Source organism: Streptomyces sp. NPDC036813 (assembly GCF_055609245.1).
In genome coordinates, this window is record NZ_JBVJPV010000001.1 from 315,812 (window position 1) to 337,571 (window position 21,760).

The window sequence follows — 21,760 nt, forward strand, 5'->3', positions numbered from 1 at the left end:
CCGAAGGAGCGCCGTCGACCACTCCCATCCCCGTAGCGACTTGTAGAACCGAAAGGCAGGACCTGATCACCGTGACGGCGATACCCAGCTTCACCGGCGACGCGAACCCCTACTCCGGCGGCGACCCGTACGCGGACTACCGCACCGCCGACTTCCCCTTCACCCACCACGCCAACCTCGCCGACCGGCAGCTCGGCGCCGGTGTCATCGCCGCCAACGACGAGTTCTTCGCCCAGCGCGAGAACCTGCTGGTCCCCGAGGCCGCGGAGTTCGACCCCGAGCACTTCGGGCACAAGGGCAAGGTCATGGACGGCTGGGAGACCCGCCGCCGGCGCGGCGCCTCCGCCGCGCACCCGTGGCCGACCGAGGACGACCACGACTGGGCGCTGATCCGCCTCGGCGCCCCCGGCGTGGTCCGCGGCGTCGTCGTCGACACCGCCCACTTCCGCGGCAACTACCCCCAGGCCGTCTCCCTCGAGGCCACCTCCGTACCGGGCTCGCCGTCGCCCGAGGAGCTGCTCGCCGACGACGTGAAGTGGACGACGCTCGTCCCGCGCACCGCGGTCGGCGGCCACGCGGCCAACGGCTTCGCGGTCGACGTCGAGCAGCGCTTCACGCACCTGCGGCTCAAGCAGCACCCTGATGGCGGCGTCGCGCGCCTGCGCGTCTACGGCGAGGTCGTACCCGACCCGAAGTGGCTCGAGGTGCTCGGCACGTTCGACGTGGTCGCGCTGGAGAACGGCGGCAAGGTCGAGGACGCCTCCAACCTCTTCTACTCGCCGGCCACCAACACCATCCAGCCGGGCCGCTCCCGCAAGATGGACGACGGCTGGGAGACCCGCCGCCGCCGCGACCAGGGCAACGACTGGATCCGCTACCAGCTGGTCGCCCAGTCCGAGATCCGCGCCATCGAGATCGACACCGCCTACCTCAAGGGCAACAGCGCCGGCTGGGCGTCGGTCTCCGTCAAGGACGGCGAGGACGGCGAGTGGGTGGAGATCCTCCCGCGCACCCGGATGCAGCCCGACACCAACCACCGCTTCGTCCTGCCGGCCCCCGCCGTCGGCACGCACGCGCGCGTGGACATCTTCCCCGACGGCGGCATCTCCCGCCTGCGCCTGTTCGGTTCGCTGACCGAGGCCGGCGCGAGCCGCCTGGCGGCCCGCCACCAGGAACTGGGCGGCTGACCCACAGCCCCCGAAGGACCCGTGGGGCGCACCGGCCTGACAGCACCGGTGCGCCCCACGCGCGTGTCCCCGTCCGTCGCAGAGTGCTCGCTCGAGCCGAGTGGCCGCCGTCCGCCCCCGGAGGGGGCCCAGCCCTGAGTTAACGGCGCGCGAACACGCGGGAGGGAAAGGGGGAGACCCCGTGATTGTCATTGACATGCCAGCGTCTACGCGCGTCATCATGCCGCCATGAGATTCCCCCCACGCATCTCGCGCCTCGGCGCCGCAGCCGCAGTCCTGTCCGCCCTCCTCATGGGCGGCACCGTCTCCGCCACCCCGGCCGGCGCGGCCGCCGCGTCCGTCGGCAGCATCTGCTACAGCGACCTGCCGTCCCAGGCACACGACACCCTGAACCTGATCGAACAGGGCGGCCCCTTCCCGTACGACCAGGACGGCGTCGTCTTCCAGAACAGGGAAGGAGTCCTGCCGAGCCGGACGAGCGGCTACTACCACGAGTACACGGTGATCACGCCGGGCTCTCCCACCCGCGGCGCCCGCCGCATCGTCACCGGTGAGGAGCAGCAGGAGGACTACTACACCGCCGACCACTACGCCACGTTCGACCTGGTCGACTACGGCTGCTGAGGCTGCCGAGTCTGCTGAGCCACCGGCCCCGGGGCTGACCGAAGCCGCGGAGTCGGTGGCCCCCGGGGCTGACCGAAGCCGCCGAGCCGGCTGTCCGGTCGGCCTCACTCCGCCTTGACGCGCTCGGCGGCCGCGAACAGGGCGATCGCCAGCACGATCAGCGCGACGCTCGCATACACCTCGTGGCCGTCGAGCAGGCCGATCCGCTGCACCAGGCCCACGTGCCAGTCGGTGAACTCGTGCAGCAGGCCCATGGCGCCCTGCACCAGGGCGATGAATCCGAGAGTCTCGAGCAGCGTCTTCATGGGCACGAGCCTCGCGCCGCGCATCCCCCGCCCGCATCGGCCGGGCGTCGAGACGCGCGCGACCCGGGTGGCGGGTCGCGGGGCGGCGCGTACGACCAAAGTCGGCGCCCGGGCGACTTCGGTCGACGACCGCCCGCACGGGCGACCGAGGCCCGCTCGCGCTCCGTAGATTGGTCGCTCGTGGATTGGTCGCTCATGAAGTGGACTGCGAAGGACGACGGAGCGGCGCACGCGCCGGTCCTGCCCGGTCGGCGGTGGTGGCTGCCGTCCGCCCTGACCCATGAACTGGACCCGGTCACCGGGCGCGCCGGACGGCCCCGGCGCACCGCGCGCGACTGGGCCGTCGACTTCTCCTGCTTCGCGCTGGCCGTCGTCATCGGGCTGACCGCCGCCCAGTCGGTGGGCGACAACCCGCACATCCCGCACGCGCTGGCCGTCGCCGACCAGGTCCTCGGCGTGCCGGCCTGCGCGGCCGTATGGCTGCGCCGCCGCTGGCCCGTCGCCCTCGCCATCGCCCTGACCGCGGTCAACTTCGTCTCCGACACCGCCGGCGGCGCCTACCTCATCGCCCTGTTCACCCTGGCCGTGCACCGGCCCTTCCGGTACGTGGCCTGGGTGGGCGCGGCCGAGCTCGCGATCATCCCGCTCTACTACTGGGCACGGCCCGACGCCGACCTGTCCTATCCCGCCGCCGTCGCCTTCGTCTACGTGCTCATCGTCGCCGTCGTCGGCTGGGGCATGTTCGTGCGCTCCAAGCGGCAGTTGCTGCTGAGCCTGCGGGAGCGTGCGCGGCGCGCCGAGACGGAGGCGCGGCTGCGCGCCGAGCAGGCGCAGCGGCTCGCCCGCGAGGCCATCGCCCGTGAGATGCACGACGTGCTCGCCCACCGGCTCACGCTGCTCAGCGTGCACGCCGGGGCACTGGAGTTCCGCCCCGACGCCCCCGGCGAGGAGATCGCGCGGGCGGCCGGCGTCATCCGGGAGAGCGCCCACGAGGCCCTGCAGGACCTGCGGGAGATCATCGGTGTCCTGCGCGCGGGCGACGCCGACGACGCGGGCCGCCCGCAGCCCACGCTCGCCGCGCTGGAGGCCCTGGTCGCCGAGTCCCGCGAGGCCGGCATGAAGGTCACGCTCGACCAGCACGTCACCGACGCCGCCGGCGTCCCCGCCTCGGTGGGCCGCACCGCCTACCGCATCGCCCAGGAAGGCCTGACCAACGCCCGCAAGCACGCCCCCGGCACGGAGGTCACCGTCACGGTCACCGGCGCCCCGGGAGACGGCCTCACCATCGCCGTACGCAACCCGGCCGCCGACCACGAACCCCCGCCGGTGCCCGGCTCCGGCCAGGGGCTGATCGGCCTCACCGAACGCGCCACCCTCGCGGGCGGCCACCTGGAACACGGCCCGCGCGCGGACGGCGGTTTCGAGGTACGCGCGTGGCTGCCGTGGGGGTGAAGCGGGGGGCGGAGGTGGCGCGGCCCGCCCTCTGCCGCGCACGGTTGCCCCGCCGACTTGACGCAATGCCATGATCTGCCGCTGTTCCGCCAGTTGCCGTGTGCGGGTCGCGCGGCGGCCGTGGTTTCGTAGGGCCATGACTGCGATCAGAGTGCTCCTCGTCGACGACGACCCGCTGGTGCGGGCCGGTCTGTCGCTGATGCTGGGCGGGGCCGACGACATCCGGATCGTCGGTGAGGCGGGCGACGGTGGCGAGGTGGCCGAACTGGTGGACCGCACGCATCCGGACGTGGTGCTCATGGACATCCGCATGCCGTCCGTGGACGGACTGACCGCCACCGAGGGGCTGCGCGGCCGCGCGGACGCGCCGCAGGTCGTGCTGCTGACCACCTTCCACGCCGACGACCAGGTCCTGCGCGCCCTGCGCGCGGGCGCCGCCGGGTTCGTCCTGAAGGACACCCCGCCCGCCGAGATCATCGACGCGGTCCGCAAGGTCGCCGCCGGGGATCCGGTCCTGTCGCCCGCCGTCACCCGGCAGTTGATGCTCCACGCGGCCGGCACCGCCGCCGACACCCGCGGCGCACGCGCGCGTGAACGCCTCGCCACACTGGCCGAGCGGGAACGCGAGGTCGCCGTCGCGGTGGGCCGGGGCCTGTCCAACGCGGAGATCGCCGCCGAGCTGTTCATGAGCGTCGCCACCGTCAAGGCACACGTCTCGCGCATCCTGGCCCGCCTGGGCTTCAACAACCGTGTGCAGATCGCCCTGTTGGCGTACGACGCCGGACTGGCCGACGAAACCGGCCGCGGCGGGCACTGACGGCCGCGCCCGTGCGTTGGAAGGAGAGTCAAGGGCCGTGCGACGGCCGGTCCGCGGTGGCCGGCCCGGAGCGGACCGAACGAGGGGGAGAGCCGTGGGCGAAGTGATCGACGTCGAGGAGTTCGGCACCGGGTTCACCGAGAACCCGCATCCGGCGTACGCCGCGCTGCGCGAGCGCGGCCCGGTGCACCGGGTTCGGCTGCCCACGGGCGAGGGCCATCAGGAGACCTGGCTGGTCGTGGGCCACGAGGAGTCCCGGGCCGCGCTCACCGACCCGCGGCTGGTCAAGGACACCGCCCGGATCGGGCTGACCTTTCTCGACGACGAGTACATCGGCAAACACCTGCTCACCACCGACCCGCCGCAGCACACACGGCTGCGCGGCCTCGTCTCCCGCGCGTTCACCATGCGCCGGGTGGAGCGGCTGCGGCCGCGGATCCAGCAGATCACCGACGGCCTGCTCGACGCGATGCTGCCGCTCGGCCGGGCCGACCTGGTGGAGTCCTTCTCCTATCCGCTGCCGATCACCGTGATCTGCGAACTGCTCGGTGTGCCCGAGCCGGACCGTGCGGCGTTCCGCCGCATGTCGACGGAGGCCGTGGCGCCCAGCAGCGCCGCGAGCGAGCAGGACGCCTTCGCCCGGCTCGGCGCGTACCTCTCCGACCTGATCGAGGACAAGCGCTGCGCCGGCCCGAGCGACGACCTGCTCGGCGACCTGATCCGCACGGTGACGGAGGACGGCGACCGGCTCTCCGGGGACGAACTGCGCGGCATGGCCTTCCTGCTGCTCATCGCCGGCCACGAGACCACGGTCAACCTCATCACGAACGCCGTGCACGCGCTGCTCACCCACCCCGCTCAACTCGCCGCCCTGCGCGCCGACTGGAGCCTCGTCGACGGCGCGGTGGAGGAGACGCTGCGCTGGGAGGGGCCGGTGGAGAACACGACGTTCCGCTTCGCCGCGGAGCCGCTGGAGATCGCGGGCCGGCGGATCGAGCGGGGCGAGCCGGTGCTCGTCGGGCTGACCGCCGCCGGCCGGGACACGGACCGCTTCCCCGAGCCCGACCGCTTCGACATCCGCCGCGACACCCGCGGCCACCTGGCCTTCGGCCACGGCGTCCACTACTGCCTCGGCGCACCCCTGGCGCGCCTCGAGGCCCAGATCGCCCTGCGCTCCTTGCTGGAACGCACCCCGGCACTCTCCCTGGCCGGCCCGCCCGGCCCCTGGCTCCCGGGCACGCTGATACGCGGGGTACGGAGCTTGCCGGTGCGGTGGTAGGGAAGGGAGCCGAGGCGCGGGCTCACGCGTCGACGCGGCCGAGGGCCGGCTGGCAGGGGGCCTCGGCGCGGGGCTCATGCGTCGACGCGGTCGGCGGCTGCCGGTAGGGGAGCCTCGGCGCGGGCTCACGCGTGGACGTGGCCGTGGCGCTGGCAGGGGAGCCATGGCGCGGGGCTCACACGTCCAGGTGGCCGAGGGTCCGCCGGCAGGGGAGCCTGGCGCGAGGCTCACGTCGACGTGGCCGAGGGCCGCCGCTGGGCCCGGCCGCCGCCGGCCGTTCCTACGCCCCCGCCACCTCCGCCAGCCGTACCGGTCGCCGCTCGCGTCGCGACACCTCGCAGGCCTCGGCGATCCGCAGCGCCTGCAGGGCCTCGCGTCCGTCGCAGGGGTTGGCCCGCTCTCCCCGGACCACCTCCACGAACGCCATCAGCTCCGCCTCGTACGCGGGCGCGAAGCGCTCCAGGAAGCCGGTCCACGGCTTGTCCGCGGCCGGCGGCCCGGTCGGCTCCGTGGACGCGATCGGCGTGCGGTCGTCCAGCCCGACGACGATCTGGTCCCGCTCCCCGGCGAGCTCCATGCGCACGTCGTACCCGGCGCCGTTCAGCCGGGTCGCCGTGGCGGTGGCGAGCGTGCCGTCGTCCAGGGTCAGCACCACCGCGGCGGTGTCCACGTCCCCCGCCTCACGGAACATCGCCGGCCCGGCGTCGGACCCGGCGGCGTACACGTCGGACACCTCCCGGCCGGTGACCCAGCGCAGGACGTCGAAGTCGTGGATCAGCGTGTCCCGGTACAGCCCGCCGGACAGCGGCAGCCACGCGGCGGGCGGCGGCGTCTGGTCGGAGGTGACCGCCCGCACGGTGTGGAGCCGTCCGAGCCGCCCCGAGCGCACCGCCTCCCGGGCACCCGCGTAGCCGGCGTCGAAACGGCGCTGGAAGCCCATCTGCAGCACCGTGCCGGCCGTCTCGACCTCCGCGATGGCCTGCAGTGTGCCCGGCAGGTCGAGTGCGATCGGCTTCTCGCAGAACACCGGCAGCCCCGAGCGCGCCGACCGGCCGATCAGTTCCGCGTGGGCCTGCGTCGCCGTCGTGATCACCACGGCGTCCACGCCCCACGTGAAGATCTCGTCCACCCCGGGCGCCGCCGTCTCGCCCAGCCGCAGCGCGAGCTCCTGGGCCCGTGCCGGGTCGGCGTCCGTGAGGATCAGCGAACCGACGTCGCGATGGCGACTGAGGGTGTTCGCGTGGATGGTGCCGATCCGGCCCGTACCGATGACCCCGATGCGCATGGAAACAAAGTGAGGTCGCGATCCGGCCCCTGTCAATGCGTATGTCCGGACAACCGAACTACACAACTTCCCGTCAACAGCGCTCGGAGCTACGCTCGGGCCGTGCCGAAACCAGAAGTGGACCCGACCGTGCAGCTCGAACTTCGTGTGGACCGCAGCTCTCCCGTGCCGCTGTACTTCCAGCTCTCCCAGCAGCTCGAGGCCGCGATCGAGCACGGCACCCTCACTCCGGGCAGCCTGCTCGGCAACGAGATCGAGCTCGCCGCACGGCTCGGCCTGTCCCGGCCGACGGTCCGCCAGGCCATCCAGTCCCTGGTCGACAAGGGTCTGCTGGTGCGCCGCCGCGGGGTCGGCACCCAGGTCGTGCACAGCCAGGTCAAGCGGCCGCTGGAGCTCAGCAGCCTCTTCGACGACCTGGAGGCGGCGGGGCAGCGTCCGGCGACCAAGGTCCTGGTCAACGCGGTCGTCCCGGCGTCCGCCGAGGTCGCGGCCGCCCTCGGAGTGGCCGAGGGCGGCGACGTCCACCGGGTGGAGCGGCTGCGGCTCGCGCACGGCGAGCCGATGGCGTACCTGTGCAATCACCTGCCGACCGGGCTGCTCGACCTTGACACCGCGCAGCTGGAGGCCACCGGTCTGTACCGGCTGATGCGCAGCGCCGGGATCACCCTGCACAGCGCCCGCCAGTCGATCGGGGCCCGCGGCGCGACCGCCGACGAGGCCGAGCGGCTCACGGAGAGCGAGGGCGCCCCGCTGCTGACCATGCAGCGCACCACCTTCGACGACACGGGGCGCGCGGTGGAGTACGGCGACCACATCTACCGCCCGAGCCGCTACTCCTTCGAGTTCCAGCTGCTCGTACGGTCCTGACTCCGCTGTCGCCGTTCCGGCTCCCCTGACTCCGCCCCGTTGTTTCAGCGCCCCGGCTTCGTTGTAATGTCCGGACAATAAGACCGGCGTGGGCTCCCCGGGCGCTCAGTGGGGGTGACTCGTGCCCGATACTGGAGCGTTTGGGGCCGGTGGGACTGCTGAGGCGGACGAGACCATCGGGCCCCGCTCGCAGGACACCGCACAGCAGACAGCAAGAAGGGCACGGCCTCGTGGCACGGTTTCGGACCTGGGCAGGGATCGCGTTGGCAGGGGCACTGTGTGTGTCCCTGTCGGCGTGCAGCAGCACCGGCGGCAAACGCGCCGAGGACGCCCGCAAGGCCGCGGCCGCGCAGGGCCGGGCGGCGGTGAACACGCCCCGGTGGACCTTCGCGATGATCACGCACTCCGGCGACGGCGACACCTTCTGGGACATCGTCCAGAGCGGCGCCAAGCAGGCCGCCGTCAAGGACAACATCAACTTCCTGTACTCGCACGACGACGAGGCCCAGCAGCAGGCGCAGCTCGTCGACGCCGCCGTCGACAAGAAGGTCGACGGCATCATCGTCACCCTCGCCAAGCCCGACGCCATGAAGGCCGCCGTCGCGCGCGCCGAGAAGGCCGGCATCCCGGTGATCACCGTGAACTCCGGCTCCGCCGAGTCCAAGGCCTTCGGCGCGCTCACCCATGTCGGGCAGGACGAGACGATCGCCGGTGAGGCCGTCGGCGAGGAGCTGAACAAGCGCGGCCGGAAGAAGGCCCTGTGCGTGCTGCACGAGCAGGGCAACGTCGGTCACGAGCAGCGCTGTGACGGCATCGGCAAGACCTTCCACGGCACCCTGCAGCGCGTCTACGTCAACGGCACCAACATGCCCGACGTGCAGTCCGGCATCGGGGCCAAGCTCCAGGCCGACCCGTCCATCGACGCCGTCGTCACCCTCGGCGCCCCCTACGCCGACACCGCCGTGAAGGCCAAGGCGGACGCGGGCAGCAAGGCCGAGATCGACACCTTCGACCTCAACGCCAAGGTCGCCACCGAACTCCAGGACGGCACCCTCGGCTTCGCCGTCGACCAGCAGCCCTACCTCCAGGGCTACCAGGCCGTCGACCTGCTGTGGCTGTACCGGTACAACAACGACGTCCTCGGCGGCGGGCGCCCGGTCCTCACCGGCCCGCAGATCATCACCAAGGACCAGGCCGCCGCGCTGCAGGAGTACACGAAGCGAGGCACCCGATGACCGCCACCACCGCGGACGAACGGCTCCTTGAGGCCTCGCCGCTGCGCAAGCTGCTCGCCCGTCCCGAGCTGGGCTCGGTGGTCGGCGCGGTCGCGGTCTTCGTCTTCTTCGCGTTCTTCGCCGACAGCTTCCTGCGTGCCTCCAGCCTCAGCACGGTCCTGTACGCGTCCTCGACCATCGGCATCATGGCCGTCCCGGTCGCGCTGCTGATGATCGGCGGAGAGTTCGACCTGTCGGCCGGCGTCATGGTGACGTCGTCGGCATTGATCTCGTCCATGTTCAGCTTCCAGGCGACCGCGAACGTCTGGGTCGGCGTCGGTGTGTCCCTGCTGGTCACGCTGGCCATCGGCGCCTTCAACGGGTTCATGCTGACCCGCACCAAGCTGCCCAGCTTCATCATCACGCTGGGCACCTTCCTGATGTTGACCGGCATGAACCTCGGCTTCACCAAGTTGATCGACGGCACGGTGTCGACGAAGACCATTGCGGACATGGAGGGCTTCCCGACCGCTCACGACGTCTTCGCCTCGACATTGACCGTCGGCGGCGTCGACATCAAGGTCACCATCCTGTGGTGGCTGGCCCTGGTCGCCGTCGCCTCCTGGATCCTGCTGCGTACCCGCGCGGGCAACTGGATCTTCGCGGTGGGAGGCAACCAGGACGCGGCCCGCGCGGTCGGCGTCCCCGTCGCGAAGACCAAGATCGGCCTGTACATGGGCGTGGCCCTCGGTGCCTGGATCTCCGGTCAGCACTTGCTGTTCAGCTACGACGTCGTCCAGTCCGGCGAGGGCGTCGGCAACGAGTTGATCTACATCATCGCGGCCGTCATCGGCGGCTGCCTGATCACCGGCGGCTACGGCAGCGCGGTCGGGTCCGCCGTCGGCGCGTTCATCTTCGGCATGACGAGCAAGGGCATCGTCTTCGCCGAGTGGAACCCCGACTGGTTCAAGTTCTTCCTCGGAGCGATGCTGCTCCTCGCGACCCTGCTCAACGCCTGGGTCCGCAAGCGCGCGGAGGCCACGACATGACGCACCCCGAGGCCCGGACGGCACTCGTCGAGCTGTCGGACGTCAGCAAGCACTACGGGAACATCCGCGCCCTTGAAGGCGTGTCCCTCGAGGTGCACGCGGGGGAGATCACCTGCGTCCTGGGCGACAACGGCGCCGGCAAGTCAACATTGATCAAGATGATCGCCGGTCTGCATCAGCATGACGAGGGTGTACTGCGCATCAATGGCGAGGAGACCCGTCTCTCCTCGCCCCGCGCGGCCCTGGACCAGGGCATCGCCACGGTCTACCAGGACCTCGCGGTCGTCCCGCTCATGCCGGTGTGGCGCAACTTCTTCCTCGGCTCCGAGCCGCGCAAGGGCGTCGGCCCGTTCAAGCGCATGGACGTCGACCACATGCGCCGCACCACGCGCGCGGAGCTGCTGCGCATGGGCATCGACCTGCGCGACGTCGACCAGCCCATCGGCACCCTCTCCGGCGGCGAACGGCAGTGCGTGGCCATCGCGCGTGCGGTCCACTTCGGCGCGAAGGTCCTGGTCCTGGACGAGCCGACGGCCGCCCTGGGTGTGAAACAGTCCGGCGTGGTCCTCAAGTATGTGGCCGCAGCACGTGACGAGGGTCTCGGTGTCGTACTGATCACCCACAACCCGCACCACGCGTACCTGGTGGGCGACAGATTCGTCCTCCTGAAGCGAGGCACGATGGTGGGCAACCACACACGCGAAGAGATCACCCTGGACGAGCTGACGAGCCAAATGGCAGGCGGAAGCGACCTGGACGAACTACGCCACGAACTGCAGCGCCGGTAAGGGGCGCGGGGAACCGCGCGCCAAGCCGAGAACGACCCGCAGACGGCGTATGTCGAGAACCACCCCCTCGTTTCCCCGTTGGTCGCCGAAGGCACCCGTGGGGCAGAATCGGCGGCGATGAGCACCTACGGCAACTTCACGGCCCCCATCGGCTCCCGCCGGGCCACCGCGCTGCGGACCGTCGGCACCAGGGAGCGCCGGTCCCACCTGACCGCCCCCCGTGTGCCCACCGTCGGCATCGACATCGGTGGTACGAAGGTGATGGCCGGTGTCGTGGACGCCGACGGCAACATCCTGGAGAAGCTCCGCACGGAGACCCCGGACAAGTCCAAGAGCCCCAAGGTCGTCGAGGACACCATCGTCGAGCTGGTGCTGGACCTGTCCGACCGGCACGACGTGCACGCCGTCGGCATCGGCGCGGCCGGCTGGGTCGACGCCGACCGCAACCGCGTCCTGTTCGCCCCGCACCTGTCCTGGCGCAACGAGCCGCTGCGCGACCGCCTCGCCGGCCGCCTGTCGGTGCCGGTGCTGGTCGACAACGACGCCAACACCGCCGCATGGGCCGAGTGGCGCTTCGGCGCCGGCCGCGGTGAGGACCACCTCGTCATGATCACGCTCGGTACCGGCATCGGCGGCGCGATCCTCGAGGACGGCCAGGTCAAGCGGGGCAAGTACGGCGTCGCGGGCGAGTTCGGCCATATGCAGGTCGTGCCCGGCGGTCACCGCTGTCCGTGCGGCAACCGCGGCTGCTGGGAGCAGTACAGCTCCGGCAACGCCCTGGTCAGGGAGGCCAGGGAGCTGGCCGCCGCGGACTCCCCGGTGGCGTACGGGGTCATCGAGCACGTCAAGGGCAACATCGCCGACATCAACGGCCCGATGATCACCGAGCTGGCCCGCGAGGGCGACGCGATGTGCGTGGAACTGCTCCAGGACATCGGCCAGTGGCTCGGCGTCGGCATCGCCAACCTCGCCGCCGCCCTCGACCCCTCCTGCTTCGTCATCGGCGGCGGCGTCTCCGCGGCCGACGACCTGCTGATCGGCCCCGCGCGGGACGCCTTCAAGCGGCACCTGACCGGACGTGGCTACCGCCCCGAGGCGCGCATCGTGCGGGCTCAGCTCGGCCCCGAGGCCGGCATGGTGGGCGCCGCCGACCTGGCGCGGCTGGTCGCCCGGCGGTTCCGCCGCGCCAACCGGCGCCGGGTGGAGCGCCACGAGCGCTACGAGCGGTACGTCGAGGCGCGCCGCGCCGCCCGGGACTCCGCATGACCGCCTCGCTTCCCCACCAGGCACCCCCCGCTGACGAGGAGCAGCCGGGCGAGGACCGCCGGCACCGCATCCGCCGCCGGGCGCTCACCCTGCTGATCATCGTGCTGCTCATCGGCGTCCCGGCCGGCTACCTGGTGATCTCGGCGAACCAGAGCCGCGACAGCGGGAAGGACAAGGAGGCGAAGTACTCGGCGACCGGCCTGACCGCGGGCTGGCCGTCCGGGGTGCAGCGCCGCCTGTACCAGGTGCCGATCCCCAGGCAGTCGTACGAGGTCGCCTACTACGAGACCAACAACTGGAAGACCAGCCGTCTCTACGTCCAGTTCCAGACCTCCGCGACCAATCTGGACAACTTCCTGCGGTGGATCGGCGCCCACCGCAGCCAACTGCGCCCGAACGACATCGCTATCAGTGACCGCGACCAGAAGGTCACCGGATGGAAGTTCACCGGGCCCGGTCCGTACAGCGGCCTGGTGCACGAGCAGAAGAACCCGGCGCCCACCCAGGACATCGTCGTGAACACGGCCGACCCGGACAACCCGATGGTGTACGTCGTCTCCCGCACGGTGCCCTGAGCCCGGCCGTCGCCGGCCAGGCGTCCCGGCGCGTCCCGGCCGCCGGAGCCGATTGTCAGACCCCGCCCGTAGAGTCGAAGACGTCTGATCCGACGCGTGGACGGGAGGTGGCAGAGCGTATGGGAGAGGTGCCCGCGGTGGCGGAACGTGCCGGGCGCGCGGCCGGCCCGCCCACGACGTCCGAACGCGTTCCCGTGCGGCTCGCGGCCGTCTTCCTGCCGGCCCCCCTGCCGCGCGAGAGCCGCTTCGCCTTCTGGGACCCGGACGAAGGTCCCCTGCCCGAGCAGACCACCGCAGAGCCGGTCGACCTGACCGTCGTGCGGCCGCACGGCGCGTCCGTCCGCCGCCGCCAGGCCCCGGCGCTGTCCCTCCCGATCGGCACCGCCCTGCCGCTGCTGGTACGCGCCCGCCGCGACCCGGCCGCGCATCCCGCCACCGCCTGCTGGGGCGCGGCCGCACTGCACGCGCTGCGGCTCACCGCGCGCGGCCGTCTGCTGCCCGGCCTCACCCCGACCGGCCACGACGCCTGGCGCGCCGGACCGCTCGACCCGGACGACATCGCCCACCTGCGCGCGGTCGCCGCCGCGTTGCCGGCCGAGGGGCACGCCGTCCCGCTGCCGGGCCCGGGCCCGCTGCGGCTGCCCGACCCCGAGGCGCTCCTGCGCGCCTTCCTCGACGCGGTCGCCGACACCCTGCCCCGCACGCCCGCCGCGCCGTACGCCTCCGGCCGGCCCTTCGCCGCCCGCGAACCGGTCCGGCTGCCCGGCGCGCAGGACTGGGCCGCCGAGGTCGCCGCCGGCATGGACGCCGGAGTACGGATCTCGCTGCGCCTGGACCTGTCGGCGACCGACCTGTTCGACCAGGGTTCCGGCGGTGCGGGCGCGCGCGGCGCCGGAGCGGCGATCGTGCAGGTGCACAGCCTCGCCGACCCCACCCTGATCACCGACGCGGCGGCGCTGTGGGCGGGCGAGGCCGACGCCGCCTTCGGCCCCCGCGCGCGGGTCGACGCCGCGCTCGCCGTACGGCGCGCCGCCCGCGTGTGGCCCCCGCTGGCCCGGCTCACCGAACAGGACGCCCCGGATGTGCTGGCGCTGTCCGAGGACGAGCTGGGAGACCTGCTCGGCGTCGCCGCCACCCGGCTCGCGGCCGCCGGGGTCGCCGTGCACTGGCCGCGTGACCTGGCGCAGGACCTCACCGCGAGCGCCGTGGTCCGGCCGGCGCCGGGCTCGGCGACCGACGGCACCGGCTTCTTCGAGAGCGAGGACCTGCTGCAGTTCCGCTGGCAGCTCGCTCTCGGCGGCGACCCGCTCTCCGAGGCCGAGATGGACACCCTCGCCGAGGCCCACCGCCCGGTGGTGCGCCTGCGCGACCAGTGGGTGCTCGTCGACCCGGCCCTCGTCCGCAAGGCACGCAAGCGCGACCTGGGTCTGCTCGACCCCGTCGACGCGCTGTCCGTCGCCCTCACCGGCACCGCCGAGGTCGACGGCGAGACGGTCGAGGCGGTCCCGGCCGGCGCGCTGGCGGCCCTGCGCGACCGCCTGACCGCCGGTGTGACCCCGGCGCAGCCGCCCGCCGGGCTGCACGCCACCCTGCGCGACTACCAACTGCGCGGGCTGGCCTGGCTGGAGCTGATGACCTCCCTCGGCCTCGGCGGCTGCCTCGCCGACGACATGGGTCTCGGCAAGACCATCACCGTGATCGCCCTGCACCTCAAACGGGCCCGCAGCGAACCGACCCTGGTGGTGTGCCCGGCGTCCCTGCTCGGCAACTGGCAGCGGGAGATCACCCGGTTCGCGCCCGGCGTCCCCGTCCGCCGCTACCACGGCCCGGACCGCAGCCTGGACGACCTCGACGGCGGTTTCGTCCTCACCACGTACGGCACCATGCGCTCGGCCGCGCCGGCCCTGGCCGAACAGCCGTGGGGCATGGTGGTCGCCGACGAGGCCCAGCACGTGAAGAACCCGTACTCGGCGACGGCCAAGGCGCTGCGCACCCTCCCGACCCCCGCGCGCGTGGCGCTGACCGGTACCCCGGTCGAGAACAACCTCTCCGAGCTGTGGGCCCTGCTCGACTGGACGACCCCCGGGCTGCTCGGCCCCCTGAAGTCCTTCCGCGCCCGGCACGCGCGCGCCGTGGAGACGGGCGAGGACGAGGAGGCCGTGCAGCGCCTGGCCCGTCTGGTCCGCCCGTTCCTGCTGCGGCGCAAGAAGTCCGACCCCGGCATCGTGCCCGAGCTGCCGCCCAAGACGGAGACGGACCACCCGGTGCCGCTCACCCGCGAACAGGCCGCGCTGTACGAGGCGGTGGTGCGCGAGTCGATGCTCGCCATCGAGGTCTCCGAGGGCATGTCCCGCCGTGGCCTGGTGCTGAAGCTGCTCACCTCGCTGAAGCAGATCTGCGACCACCCGGCGCTGTATCTGAAGGAGGACCACGGCCCGGCCGTCGGCGACCGGCTCGCCCACCGTTCCGGCAAACTCGCCCTGCTCGACGAGCTGCTGGACACGCTGCTCGCCGAGGACGGCTCCGCCCTCGTGTTCACGCAGTACGTCGGCATGGCCCGCCTGATCACCGCGCACCTCGCCGCCCGCGCGGTCCCGGTGGACCTGCTGCACGGTGGCACCCCCGTCCCCGAACGCGAGCGCATGGTCGACCGCTTCCAGAGCGGTACGACACCGATCCTGGTCCTGTCCCTCAAGGCCGCCGGCACCGGCCTGAACCTCACCCGCGCCGGCCATGTCGTCCACTTCGACCGCTGGTGGAACCCGGCCGTGGAGGAACAGGCCACCGACCGCGCCTACCGCATCGGCCAGACCCAGCCGGTTCAGGTCCACCGGCTGATCACGGAGGGCACGGTCGAGGACCGCATCGCCGAGATGCTCGCCGCGAAACGCGCCCTGGCCGACGCCATCCTCGGCTCCGGCGAGTCCGCCCTCACGGAACTGACGGACCGTGAACTGTCCGACCTGGTCTCGCTGCGGAGGGAGGCGTGATGACACCGACGCACGACGACGCCATGCCCGACGGCAGGGCCGACGCGCCCGGCCCCGGCCCGGCGGAGGCGGCACGCCGGGCCCTGCGCGAGGCGCGCGAGCGGGGTGCGGCGACGGCGGAGGCAACCGGCGCGGGGGAGCGGCGAAGCCCCGAGCGCGAGGACGAGTCCGCGCGGGCGGAGCAGGCGCCGGCCACCGAACAGCGAGATCACGCGGCGGACTCCGGCGCCGGACAGTCAGATCATGCGGCAGCCTCCGGCGCCGCACCGCCAGATCACGCGGCAGCGACTGGCGCCGTACCGCCGAGCCAGGCGGCGGTCACCGATGCCGTACAGGCGGAGCACGATGCAGCCGCCGATGCCGGACAACCAGATCCCGGGACGGCTGACGCCGGACAGCCGGAGCACGGGGCAGCCGCCGACGGCGTACAGCCGGAACGCGTGGCCGCCACCGACGCCGTAGAGCCGCCTGGCGCGCGGCAGCAGTCCCGGCCGGGGGACGTCGCGCGTGAGGCGCTGCGCCGCGCGGTGGCCCAGCGGCGCACGGCGGCGCCGGCCGACGACGAAGCCGCAGGGCATCCGGCTCCGCCCGATGAACAGGCCGCTGCCGCACCTGCGGAGCCGGGACCCGCGGCCGAGGGCCCGGCCGATGACGCGGCGCCCGCCGACCGCGCCCGTGAGGCGCTGCGCGCGGCCCGCGCCGAGGCGCAGCGCAAGGCGGCCGACGCGGAACAGGCGGACCGCACGTCCTCCCTGCGGCGCAGACCGTCCCGTTCCTCCGAGCCCGCGGCCGCCCCGCACCCCAGCCACGCCCCCGGCAACCCCCGGGCCGGGCAACGCGCCCGGGAACTGCGGCAGTTGCTGGCTGGCGCCTTCCACATGCCCACCGAGGCGACGACGGACGAGGTCGCCGGGGAGGCCGGCGGCCCGGGAGAGCGGGTGAGCCGGACCACGCCGCCGCCGGTGGCGCCGCGTCCCGTGCACGAGCACGACGCCCCCGCCCGCCTCACGCCGCCCGAGGCTTCCGCCCCGGCACCCCTCCTGCCCCGCTCCATGGCCGCACCCGCGCGGGACGGCGACCTGCGACGCACCTTCCCGCCCTTCGCGCCCCTGCCTGCGGGTGAGGACTCCCGGTTCGCCGAGACGTGGTGGGGCAACGCCTGGGTGACGGCGCTCGAGGAGGGCGCGCTCGACCCGAAGAGGCTGGCCCGCGGGCGGGGTTACGCCGAGCAGGGCCACGTGGACGCGATCACCGTCACCCCCGGTTCGGTCCTCGCGTACGTGCAGGGCAGCCGGCCGCGCCCGTACCGCGTGCAGGTGCGGCTGCGGACCCTCGACGACGCAGACTGGGCGCGTTTCCTGGACGCCGCGGCCGAGCGGCCCGGCCACATCGCCGCCCTGCTCGACAAGGAGATGCCGCAGTCCCTCGCCGACTGCGGTGTCCGGCTGCTGCCCGGCCCCGGCGACCTGGAGCCGCGCTGCAGCTGCCCCGACCGCGGTCACCCCTGCAAGCATGCCGCCGCCCTGTGCTACCAGACCGCCCGCCTGCTGGACGCCGACCCCTTCGTGCTGCTCCTGCTGCGCGGCCGCGGCGAGCGGGAGCTGCTCGACGCGCTCGCCCGGCTCAGCGCCACGCGTGCCGCCAGAGCCGCCCAGGACCGGGAACCCGCCCCGCTGCCCGGCGTCCGGGCCGCCGAAGCCCTCGCACCCCGCCAACTCCCTCCGCTTCCCGATCCGTTGCCGCTACCACCGCACCCGGAGCAGCCGCCCGTCTACCCGGCGGCCCCCGGCGGACCCGACCCGATCGCACTGGACCAGCTCGCCACCGACGCGGCCGCACGTGCCCACGCCCTGCTCGCCACCGGCCACGACGAGGTGGGCGAGCTGACCCTGTGGCAGGACGCGATCCGGCTGGCCGCGGCCCGGCCCGGCTCCGGGCTCACCGCCGGCTCGCGCGCCCTGTATTCCTCGCTCGCCTCCGCGGCCGGCCGCACGCCCGCCGAGCTGGCCCGCGCGGTCGCCGCGTGGCGACAGGGCGGCCCGGACGGGCTCGCCGTCCTGGAGGAGCCGTGGGATCCTCCGGCGGGACGCTTCGACCGGGCGCGTCCGGCGCTCCTGGCCGCCGATCTCCCGGCGTTCCGCCCCTGGCGCAACCGCCTCACCCACCCGCGCGGACACGTCCAGCTCCGGCTGGGCCGGGACGGCCTGTGGTACGCCTACGAGTCCGAGCCCGGCGCCGACGACTGGTGGCCGCGCGGCACTCCCGACTCCGACCCGGTCGGCGCCCTCACGGGCCTCGGCACCACGGACGACCTCTGACCGTCCGCACCCGGCTCCGGCCGGCTGTCGGCGAGTCCAGCAGCGGCCTCTGACCGTCCGCATCCGGCTCCGGCCGGCTGTCGGCGAGTCCAGCAGCGGCCTCTGACCGTCCGCATCCGGTTCCGGTCTGGTGCCGGGGAGCCCGGCAACGGCCTCGTACCCCTCCGCACCCGGTTCCCCCTGCGTCCCCCTGCGCCGTGACTCCAAGAGCCGCCTCCGACCGACCGCACCCCGGCCCCGGCCTGCCTGCGGAGCCCACCAGCCGTCCGCCGCAAGGGCGTTGTCAGTGGTCCCCGCTAAGTTCGTTGGTGTCCCGCCGGTCCGGCGATGGGCTTCCCTCGTGCTGCAAAGGAGATGGTGCGTTGTCCGACGTCGAGAGGTCGAGCACGACGCGGGTGATCCCGCCCGCCAGGCCGCGCAAGCTGGCCAAGGTCCCGTTCGTCGAACTGGCCGACGGACGCCTTCAGGGCGTCGTCTCCAGCGGCTCGGACATCGAGCGGGTCTACGTCTCCTCGGTCGCCGCCGCGACGTACGCCTACGCGTGCAGCACCAACAACAACCGTCCCTGCGGTGGCGCCCGCGGCGGCTTCTGCAACCACATCGGCGCGCTGATCAACGAATCGGTGCTCCAGTACGGCGCCGAGCGCGTCGCCCGCTATCTGCGGGTCGACCTCGGCGAGAGCGAGGCCGGCGCGCAGTCGATCCGCCTCACCATGAGCGCCACCCGCCCCGCGCCGGCGGACAGCAAGGCCGCCGCCTCCGTCTTCAGCCGCTTCCTGCGCCACCTGGCGTATCTGGAACTCGCCCCCACCACCGCGCCGTTGCCGGAGATGCAGTGGTTCCCGCCGACGAGGGCGGTGGCCTGATGCGGATGGATCTGCTCACCGAACCGGTGGACGGCCTCGACGAGACCCTGGCAGCCGTCGACGCTTTCGACCGGACCCTGCTCGGGGGCCTCCTGCGTCCGCAGCCCGCCCAGACCGAGGGCCTGACGGCGATCGCCGACGCCGTCGCCGCGAGCCCGCTCGCCACCCGTGTCGCCGAAGCCGCCGAGAAGGCCGCGGCCGGCGCCGCGAGCGAGGACCACTTCCTCGTCCTCGCCGCGGCCCGCACCGCCCTGCTCGGCGCCGCGCACGACGCGCTCGCCGCACGCGCCGACCAGGCCACCGGCCGGCCCCGCGCCGAGGTCCCCGCCCCGGCCGCCGCCGACGAGCAGGCGCCGAACCTGCTCGCGGCCGCCCGCGCCTGGCTCTGCGACCTGGCCCGCACCGGCTGGCAGGGCCTCGACCACGACGTGGTCTCCGGCTCCGCCCCAGTGGTCTCCGCGATGCTCCCGAACCCCGCGCTGCGGCGCCTCGCGACCCTCCTCGACGGCTTCGCCGCCGAACTCGCCGCATCCTGCCCGGGGGCCGCCCGCCTGGACTCCGTGCCCGTGCGCCGCTGGGCCGACCTGTGGGCGCGCGGCATGCTCCTGACGCTGCCCGGCGCCGCCACCGCGCCCGTCACGCAGACCGTCACCGGCCGGCTGCTGCCCCTCGGCGTCGACGTCCAGGAGCACGCCACCGCGGCCCAGGCGCAGGTGCACGCCGTGCTGGAACCCGCCGACGGCACCGCGCCCCGGCTGGTGCGGGCAAGCGTGTCCGTGCCGAAGCCCGACACGGTCCTCGGCGCGGGCGTATGGCAGCTGCTGCGCCCGCACATGTCGCTCCTGGCCGCCGCCGGCGAGGGCCGCTGCATGGACCTCACCGACATGCCGGTCACCGCCGAGGGCGACCTGATCTGGCAGGACGAGCACGCCCGCCCCGGTGGGAGCGCCGACCCCTTCGCCACCGCCCGCGTCGCCCTGCCCACCGCCGCCGCCCCCCAGGCCGTCCCCCTGGACCGGCACCCGGTGCGCCTGGCCCACCCGGTGTTCCTGGAGGGCTACGGCATCGAACAGGACGACGACACCGTGACGTTCACCGTCACCGGGCATCGCCTGGCCGTCGACACCGACCGAGTCCCGGTGGCCGGACCGCTCACCCCGCAGGCCGTCGCCACCTCCGGCGCCTGCATCGGGCTGCTGCGCTGGGACGCCGGGCGGTGGGTCCTGCAGCCGCTCGCGGTGGAGACCACCGTGCGCAAGAAGACGGTCGCGGTGCACGCGGGCGCCTGGGCCGGGGGCACGACGGACAAGACCGGAGTCAAGGCGGAGAAGGCCGCCACCGACGCGGTGGCCGTACTGCGCGAACGGGCGGGAAGGCTGCTGCGCACATGACCGACCACACCACCACCGGCGTGACCCCCCACCCCGCCACCGAGACACCCCCGCTGCCCGCACCGGACGAGAACCGCCGGCAGGTCCTGTACTGGCGCCTGCTCGCCCGTCTCTTCGACCCGGAGGAGCAGGCCGGTCTGGAGTCCGCCTCCCTGGCCGTCGTCGAGGACATCGGGCTGCCGCCCGCGCTGCTGGACCCGCAGGCCTCCGTCGACGCCATCGTGCAGCGCCACCCCGAGCTGGCCGCCGAGTTCGACGCTCTGATGGTGCCCGAGCCGGAGGAGGAGGGCCGCGACCGGGCCGCCGAGGTCCGCCGGGCAGCCCTGGCGTCCAAGGTGCTGCTCAACGTCTTCGCCGCCGGCACCGGCACGGTCACCGCCGGGCAGCTCGCCCGCTGGCAGGCCGACGCCGGCTGGCTCGAGCGGGCGCTCGGCTGCGCCCCCGGCGACCTGCGCGGCGGCCGCGGCGCGGGCAGCGGCGCCGCCCGGTCCGGCGCCGGCGGGGGAGTGAGCCCGACCGGCACCGGAACGGGCTTCCCGACCCCCGACCTCAGCACGCTGATCCCGGCGATCGGGCCCGAACTCGGCGCCATCGAGGCCGACATGGTCAAGCGGATGCGCCTGCGCGAAGTTCTCGCCGACCCCCGGCTCGCCGCGCAGCTCACCCCGAGCATGTCGCTCATCGAACAGCTGCTGCGCGACAAGAACAACCTCTCCGGTGTGGCCCTCGCCAACGCCAAGGCACTGATCCGCCGCTTCGTCGACGAGGTCGCCGCGGTGCTGCGCACCCAGGTCGAGAAGGCGTCCGTGGGCGCCCTGGACCGGTCGGTCCCGCCCAAGCGCGTCTTCCGCAACCTCGACCTCGACCGCACCATCTGGAAGAACCTCACCAACTGGGACCCGGAGGAGGAGCGGCTCTACGTCGACCGCCTCTACTACCGGCACACCGCTCGCAAGACGACACCGCAGCGGCTGATCGTGGTCGTCGACCAGTCGGGCTCCATGGTCGACTCGATGGTCAACTGCACCATCCTGGCGTCGATCTTCGCCGGACTGCCCAAGGTCGACGTCCACCTGATCGCGTACGACACCCAGGCGCTCGACCTCACCCCGTGGGTGAACGACCCCTTCGAGACTCTGCTGCGCACCCAGCTCGGCGGCGGCACGGACGGCACGGTCGCCATGGCCCTGACCCAGCCGAAGATCGCCGAACCGCGCAACACCGTCGTGGTGTGGATCTCCGACTTCTACGAATGGCGCTGCGAACCGCTGTTCGAGAGCATGGCGGCCATCCACCGCTCCGGCGCGAAGTTCATCCCGGTCGGCTCGGTGACCAGCGCCGGGCGCGGCAGCGTCAATCCGTGGTTCAAGGAGCGCTTCAAGGACCTCGGTACGCCGGTCATATCCGGCCACATCCGCAAGCTCGTGCACGAGCTGAAGACGTTCCTCGCCTAGGTCCGTCCGCTCGCTGCCCCCACCTTGTTCTCT

Annotated in this window: 18 protein-coding genes; 16 read left to right on the forward strand and 2 right to left on the reverse strand. The window is 73.3% G+C overall.

Translation table 11 applies throughout. The features are described from left to right. Nucleotides 1-71 precede the first annotated feature (71 nt). Together alc and ACZ67Q_RS01310 are read left to right on the forward strand one after the other, a co-directional pair. Nucleotides 72-1,187 (forward strand): allantoicase, encoded by a 1,116-nt coding sequence (gene alc, locus ACZ67Q_RS01305; protein ID WP_471174949.1) that lies wholly within the window; start codon nucleotides 72-74, stop codon nucleotides 1,185-1,187. Between the two features lie 228 nt (nucleotides 1,188-1,415). After that, nucleotides 1,416-1,811 (forward strand): ribonuclease domain-containing protein, encoded by a 396-nt coding sequence (locus tag ACZ67Q_RS01310; protein WP_471174951.1) that lies wholly within the window; start codon nucleotides 1,416-1,418, stop codon nucleotides 1,809-1,811. 104 nt (nucleotides 1,812-1,915) lie between these two features. On the opposite strand, the gene ACZ67Q_RS01315 is transcribed toward ACZ67Q_RS01310, so the two are convergent. Beyond that, nucleotides 1,916-2,116: a hypothetical protein gene (locus ACZ67Q_RS01315; RefSeq protein WP_471174953.1), complete on the reverse strand. Its 201-nt coding sequence runs from the start codon at nucleotides 2,114-2,116 to the stop codon at nucleotides 1,916-1,918. A 195-nt stretch (nucleotides 2,117-2,311) separates the two neighbouring features. Here ACZ67Q_RS01315 and ACZ67Q_RS01320 point away from each other — a divergent pair, with 195 nt between their 5' ends. The 3 genes from ACZ67Q_RS01320 to ACZ67Q_RS01330 all read left to right on the forward strand — a co-directional run bounded on the left by ACZ67Q_RS01320 (nucleotide 2,312) and on the right by ACZ67Q_RS01330 (nucleotide 5,664). Next, entirely contained in the window at nucleotides 2,312-3,568 is a 1,257-nt protein-coding gene (locus ACZ67Q_RS01320; RefSeq protein WP_471174955.1) for a sensor histidine kinase, read from the forward strand. A gap of 136 nt (nucleotides 3,569-3,704) precedes the next feature. Further along, nucleotides 3,705-4,385, forward strand: coding sequence for a response regulator (locus ACZ67Q_RS01325; protein ID WP_471174957.1), 681 nt, complete (start codon nucleotides 3,705-3,707; stop codon nucleotides 4,383-4,385). Nucleotides 4,386-4,479: 94 nt separating this feature from the next. Further along, nucleotides 4,480-5,664: a cytochrome P450 family protein gene (locus ACZ67Q_RS01330; RefSeq protein ID WP_471174959.1), complete on the forward strand. Its 1,185-nt coding sequence runs from the start codon at nucleotides 4,480-4,482 to the stop codon at nucleotides 5,662-5,664. A gap of 280 nt (nucleotides 5,665-5,944) precedes the next feature. On the opposite strand, the gene ACZ67Q_RS01335 is transcribed toward ACZ67Q_RS01330, so the two are convergent. Continuing rightward, a complete protein-coding gene (locus ACZ67Q_RS01335; protein WP_471174961.1) occupies nucleotides 5,945-6,949 on the reverse strand; it encodes a Gfo/Idh/MocA family protein in 1,005 nt (334 codons plus the stop codon). Nucleotides 6,950-7,078: 129 nt separating this feature from the next. On the opposite strand from ACZ67Q_RS01335, the gene ACZ67Q_RS01340 reads away from it, so the two are divergent. From ACZ67Q_RS01340 to ACZ67Q_RS01390, 11 genes are all read left to right on the forward strand, one after another. Beyond that, nucleotides 7,079-7,816 carry a GntR family transcriptional regulator gene (locus tag ACZ67Q_RS01340; protein WP_471175975.1) on the forward strand — a complete coding sequence of 246 codons (738 nt, stop codon included), beginning with the start codon at nucleotides 7,079-7,081 and terminating at the stop codon, nucleotides 7,814-7,816. Nucleotides 7,817-8,046: 230 nt separating this feature from the next. After that, nucleotides 8,047-9,051 carry a sugar ABC transporter substrate-binding protein gene (locus tag ACZ67Q_RS01345; protein WP_471174963.1) on the forward strand — a complete coding sequence of 335 codons (1,005 nt, stop codon included), beginning with the start codon at nucleotides 8,047-8,049 and terminating at the stop codon, nucleotides 9,049-9,051. Continuing rightward, complete coding sequence (locus ACZ67Q_RS01350) at nucleotides 9,048-10,079, forward strand: ABC transporter permease (protein WP_471174965.1); 1,032 nt, start codon at nucleotides 9,048-9,050, stop codon at nucleotides 10,077-10,079. The genes ACZ67Q_RS01345 and ACZ67Q_RS01350 overlap by 4 nt, the downstream gene beginning before the upstream one ends. Next, nucleotides 10,076-10,867: an ATP-binding cassette domain-containing protein gene (locus ACZ67Q_RS01355; RefSeq protein WP_471174967.1), complete on the forward strand. Its 792-nt coding sequence runs from the start codon at nucleotides 10,076-10,078 to the stop codon at nucleotides 10,865-10,867. The genes ACZ67Q_RS01350 and ACZ67Q_RS01355 overlap by 4 nt, the downstream gene beginning before the upstream one ends. Nucleotides 10,868-10,984: 117 nt before the next feature. Continuing rightward, complete coding sequence (locus tag ACZ67Q_RS01360; RefSeq protein WP_471174969.1) at nucleotides 10,985-12,133, forward strand: ROK family glucokinase; 1,149 nt, start codon at nucleotides 10,985-10,987, stop codon at nucleotides 12,131-12,133. Then, nucleotides 12,130-12,708, forward strand: a complete 579-nt coding sequence (locus ACZ67Q_RS01365; RefSeq protein ID WP_471174971.1) for a sugar kinase — start codon at nucleotides 12,130-12,132, stop codon at nucleotides 12,706-12,708. The genes ACZ67Q_RS01360 and ACZ67Q_RS01365 overlap by 4 nt, the downstream gene beginning before the upstream one ends. A gap of 119 nt (nucleotides 12,709-12,827) precedes the next feature. Continuing rightward, nucleotides 12,828-15,698, forward strand: a complete 2,871-nt coding sequence (locus ACZ67Q_RS01370) for a DEAD/DEAH box helicase (protein WP_471174973.1) — start codon at nucleotides 12,828-12,830, stop codon at nucleotides 15,696-15,698. Further along, nucleotides 15,698-18,016 (forward strand): SWIM zinc finger family protein, encoded by a 2,319-nt coding sequence (locus ACZ67Q_RS01375; RefSeq protein WP_471174975.1) that lies wholly within the window; start codon nucleotides 15,698-15,700, stop codon nucleotides 18,014-18,016. Before ACZ67Q_RS01370 ends, ACZ67Q_RS01375 begins: the two co-directional genes overlap by 1 nt. 362 nt (nucleotides 18,017-18,378) lie before the next feature. Continuing rightward, nucleotides 18,379-18,882, forward strand: a complete 504-nt coding sequence (locus ACZ67Q_RS01380) for a hypothetical protein (RefSeq protein ID WP_471174977.1) — start codon at nucleotides 18,379-18,381, stop codon at nucleotides 18,880-18,882. Further along, complete coding sequence (locus ACZ67Q_RS01385) at nucleotides 18,852-20,273, forward strand: hypothetical protein (RefSeq protein WP_471174979.1); 1,422 nt, start codon at nucleotides 18,852-18,854, stop codon at nucleotides 20,271-20,273. The genes ACZ67Q_RS01380 and ACZ67Q_RS01385 overlap by 31 nt, the downstream gene beginning before the upstream one ends. After that, the gene (locus tag ACZ67Q_RS01390) at nucleotides 20,270-21,727 is read left to right on the forward strand and encodes a vWA domain-containing protein (protein ID WP_471174981.1); all 1,458 of its coding nucleotides are present in this window, start codon (nucleotides 20,270-20,272) and stop codon (nucleotides 21,725-21,727) included. The genes ACZ67Q_RS01385 and ACZ67Q_RS01390 overlap by 4 nt, the downstream gene beginning before the upstream one ends. Nucleotides 21,728-21,760: the final 33 nt, after the last annotated feature.

Excerpts from the sequence above, each read along its gene's own strand:
- ACZ67Q_RS01310 (WP_471174951.1), top strand. The coding sequence starts at position 1,416 with ATGAGATTCCCCCCACGCATCTCGCGCCTCGGCGCCGCAGCCGCAGTC.
- ACZ67Q_RS01335 (WP_471174961.1), bottom strand. The coding sequence starts at position 6,949 with ATGCGCATCGGGGTCATCGGTACGGGCCGGATCGGCACCATCCACGCG.
- ACZ67Q_RS01315 (WP_471174953.1), bottom strand. The coding sequence starts at position 2,116 with ATGAAGACGCTGCTCGAGACTCTCGGATTCATCGCCCTGGTGCAGGGC.
- ACZ67Q_RS01325 (WP_471174957.1), top strand. The coding sequence starts at position 3,705 with ATGACTGCGATCAGAGTGCTCCTCGTCGACGACGACCCGCTGGTGCGG.
- ACZ67Q_RS01360 (WP_471174969.1), top strand. The coding sequence starts at position 10,985 with ATGAGCACCTACGGCAACTTCACGGCCCCCATCGGCTCCCGCCGGGCC.
- ACZ67Q_RS01390 (WP_471174981.1), top strand. The coding sequence starts at position 20,270 with ATGACCGACCACACCACCACCGGCGTGACCCCCCACCCCGCCACCGAG.
- ACZ67Q_RS01365 (WP_471174971.1), top strand. The coding sequence starts at position 12,130 with ATGACCGCCTCGCTTCCCCACCAGGCACCCCCCGCTGACGAGGAGCAG.
- ACZ67Q_RS01370 (WP_471174973.1), top strand. The coding sequence starts at position 12,828 with ATGGGAGAGGTGCCCGCGGTGGCGGAACGTGCCGGGCGCGCGGCCGGC.
- ACZ67Q_RS01320 (WP_471174955.1), top strand. The coding sequence starts at position 2,312 with ATGAAGTGGACTGCGAAGGACGACGGAGCGGCGCACGCGCCGGTCCTG.
- ACZ67Q_RS01355 (WP_471174967.1), top strand. The coding sequence starts at position 10,076 with ATGACGCACCCCGAGGCCCGGACGGCACTCGTCGAGCTGTCGGACGTC.
- ACZ67Q_RS01350 (WP_471174965.1), top strand. The coding sequence starts at position 9,048 with ATGACCGCCACCACCGCGGACGAACGGCTCCTTGAGGCCTCGCCGCTG.
- ACZ67Q_RS01375 (WP_471174975.1), top strand. The coding sequence starts at position 15,698 with ATGACACCGACGCACGACGACGCCATGCCCGACGGCAGGGCCGACGCG.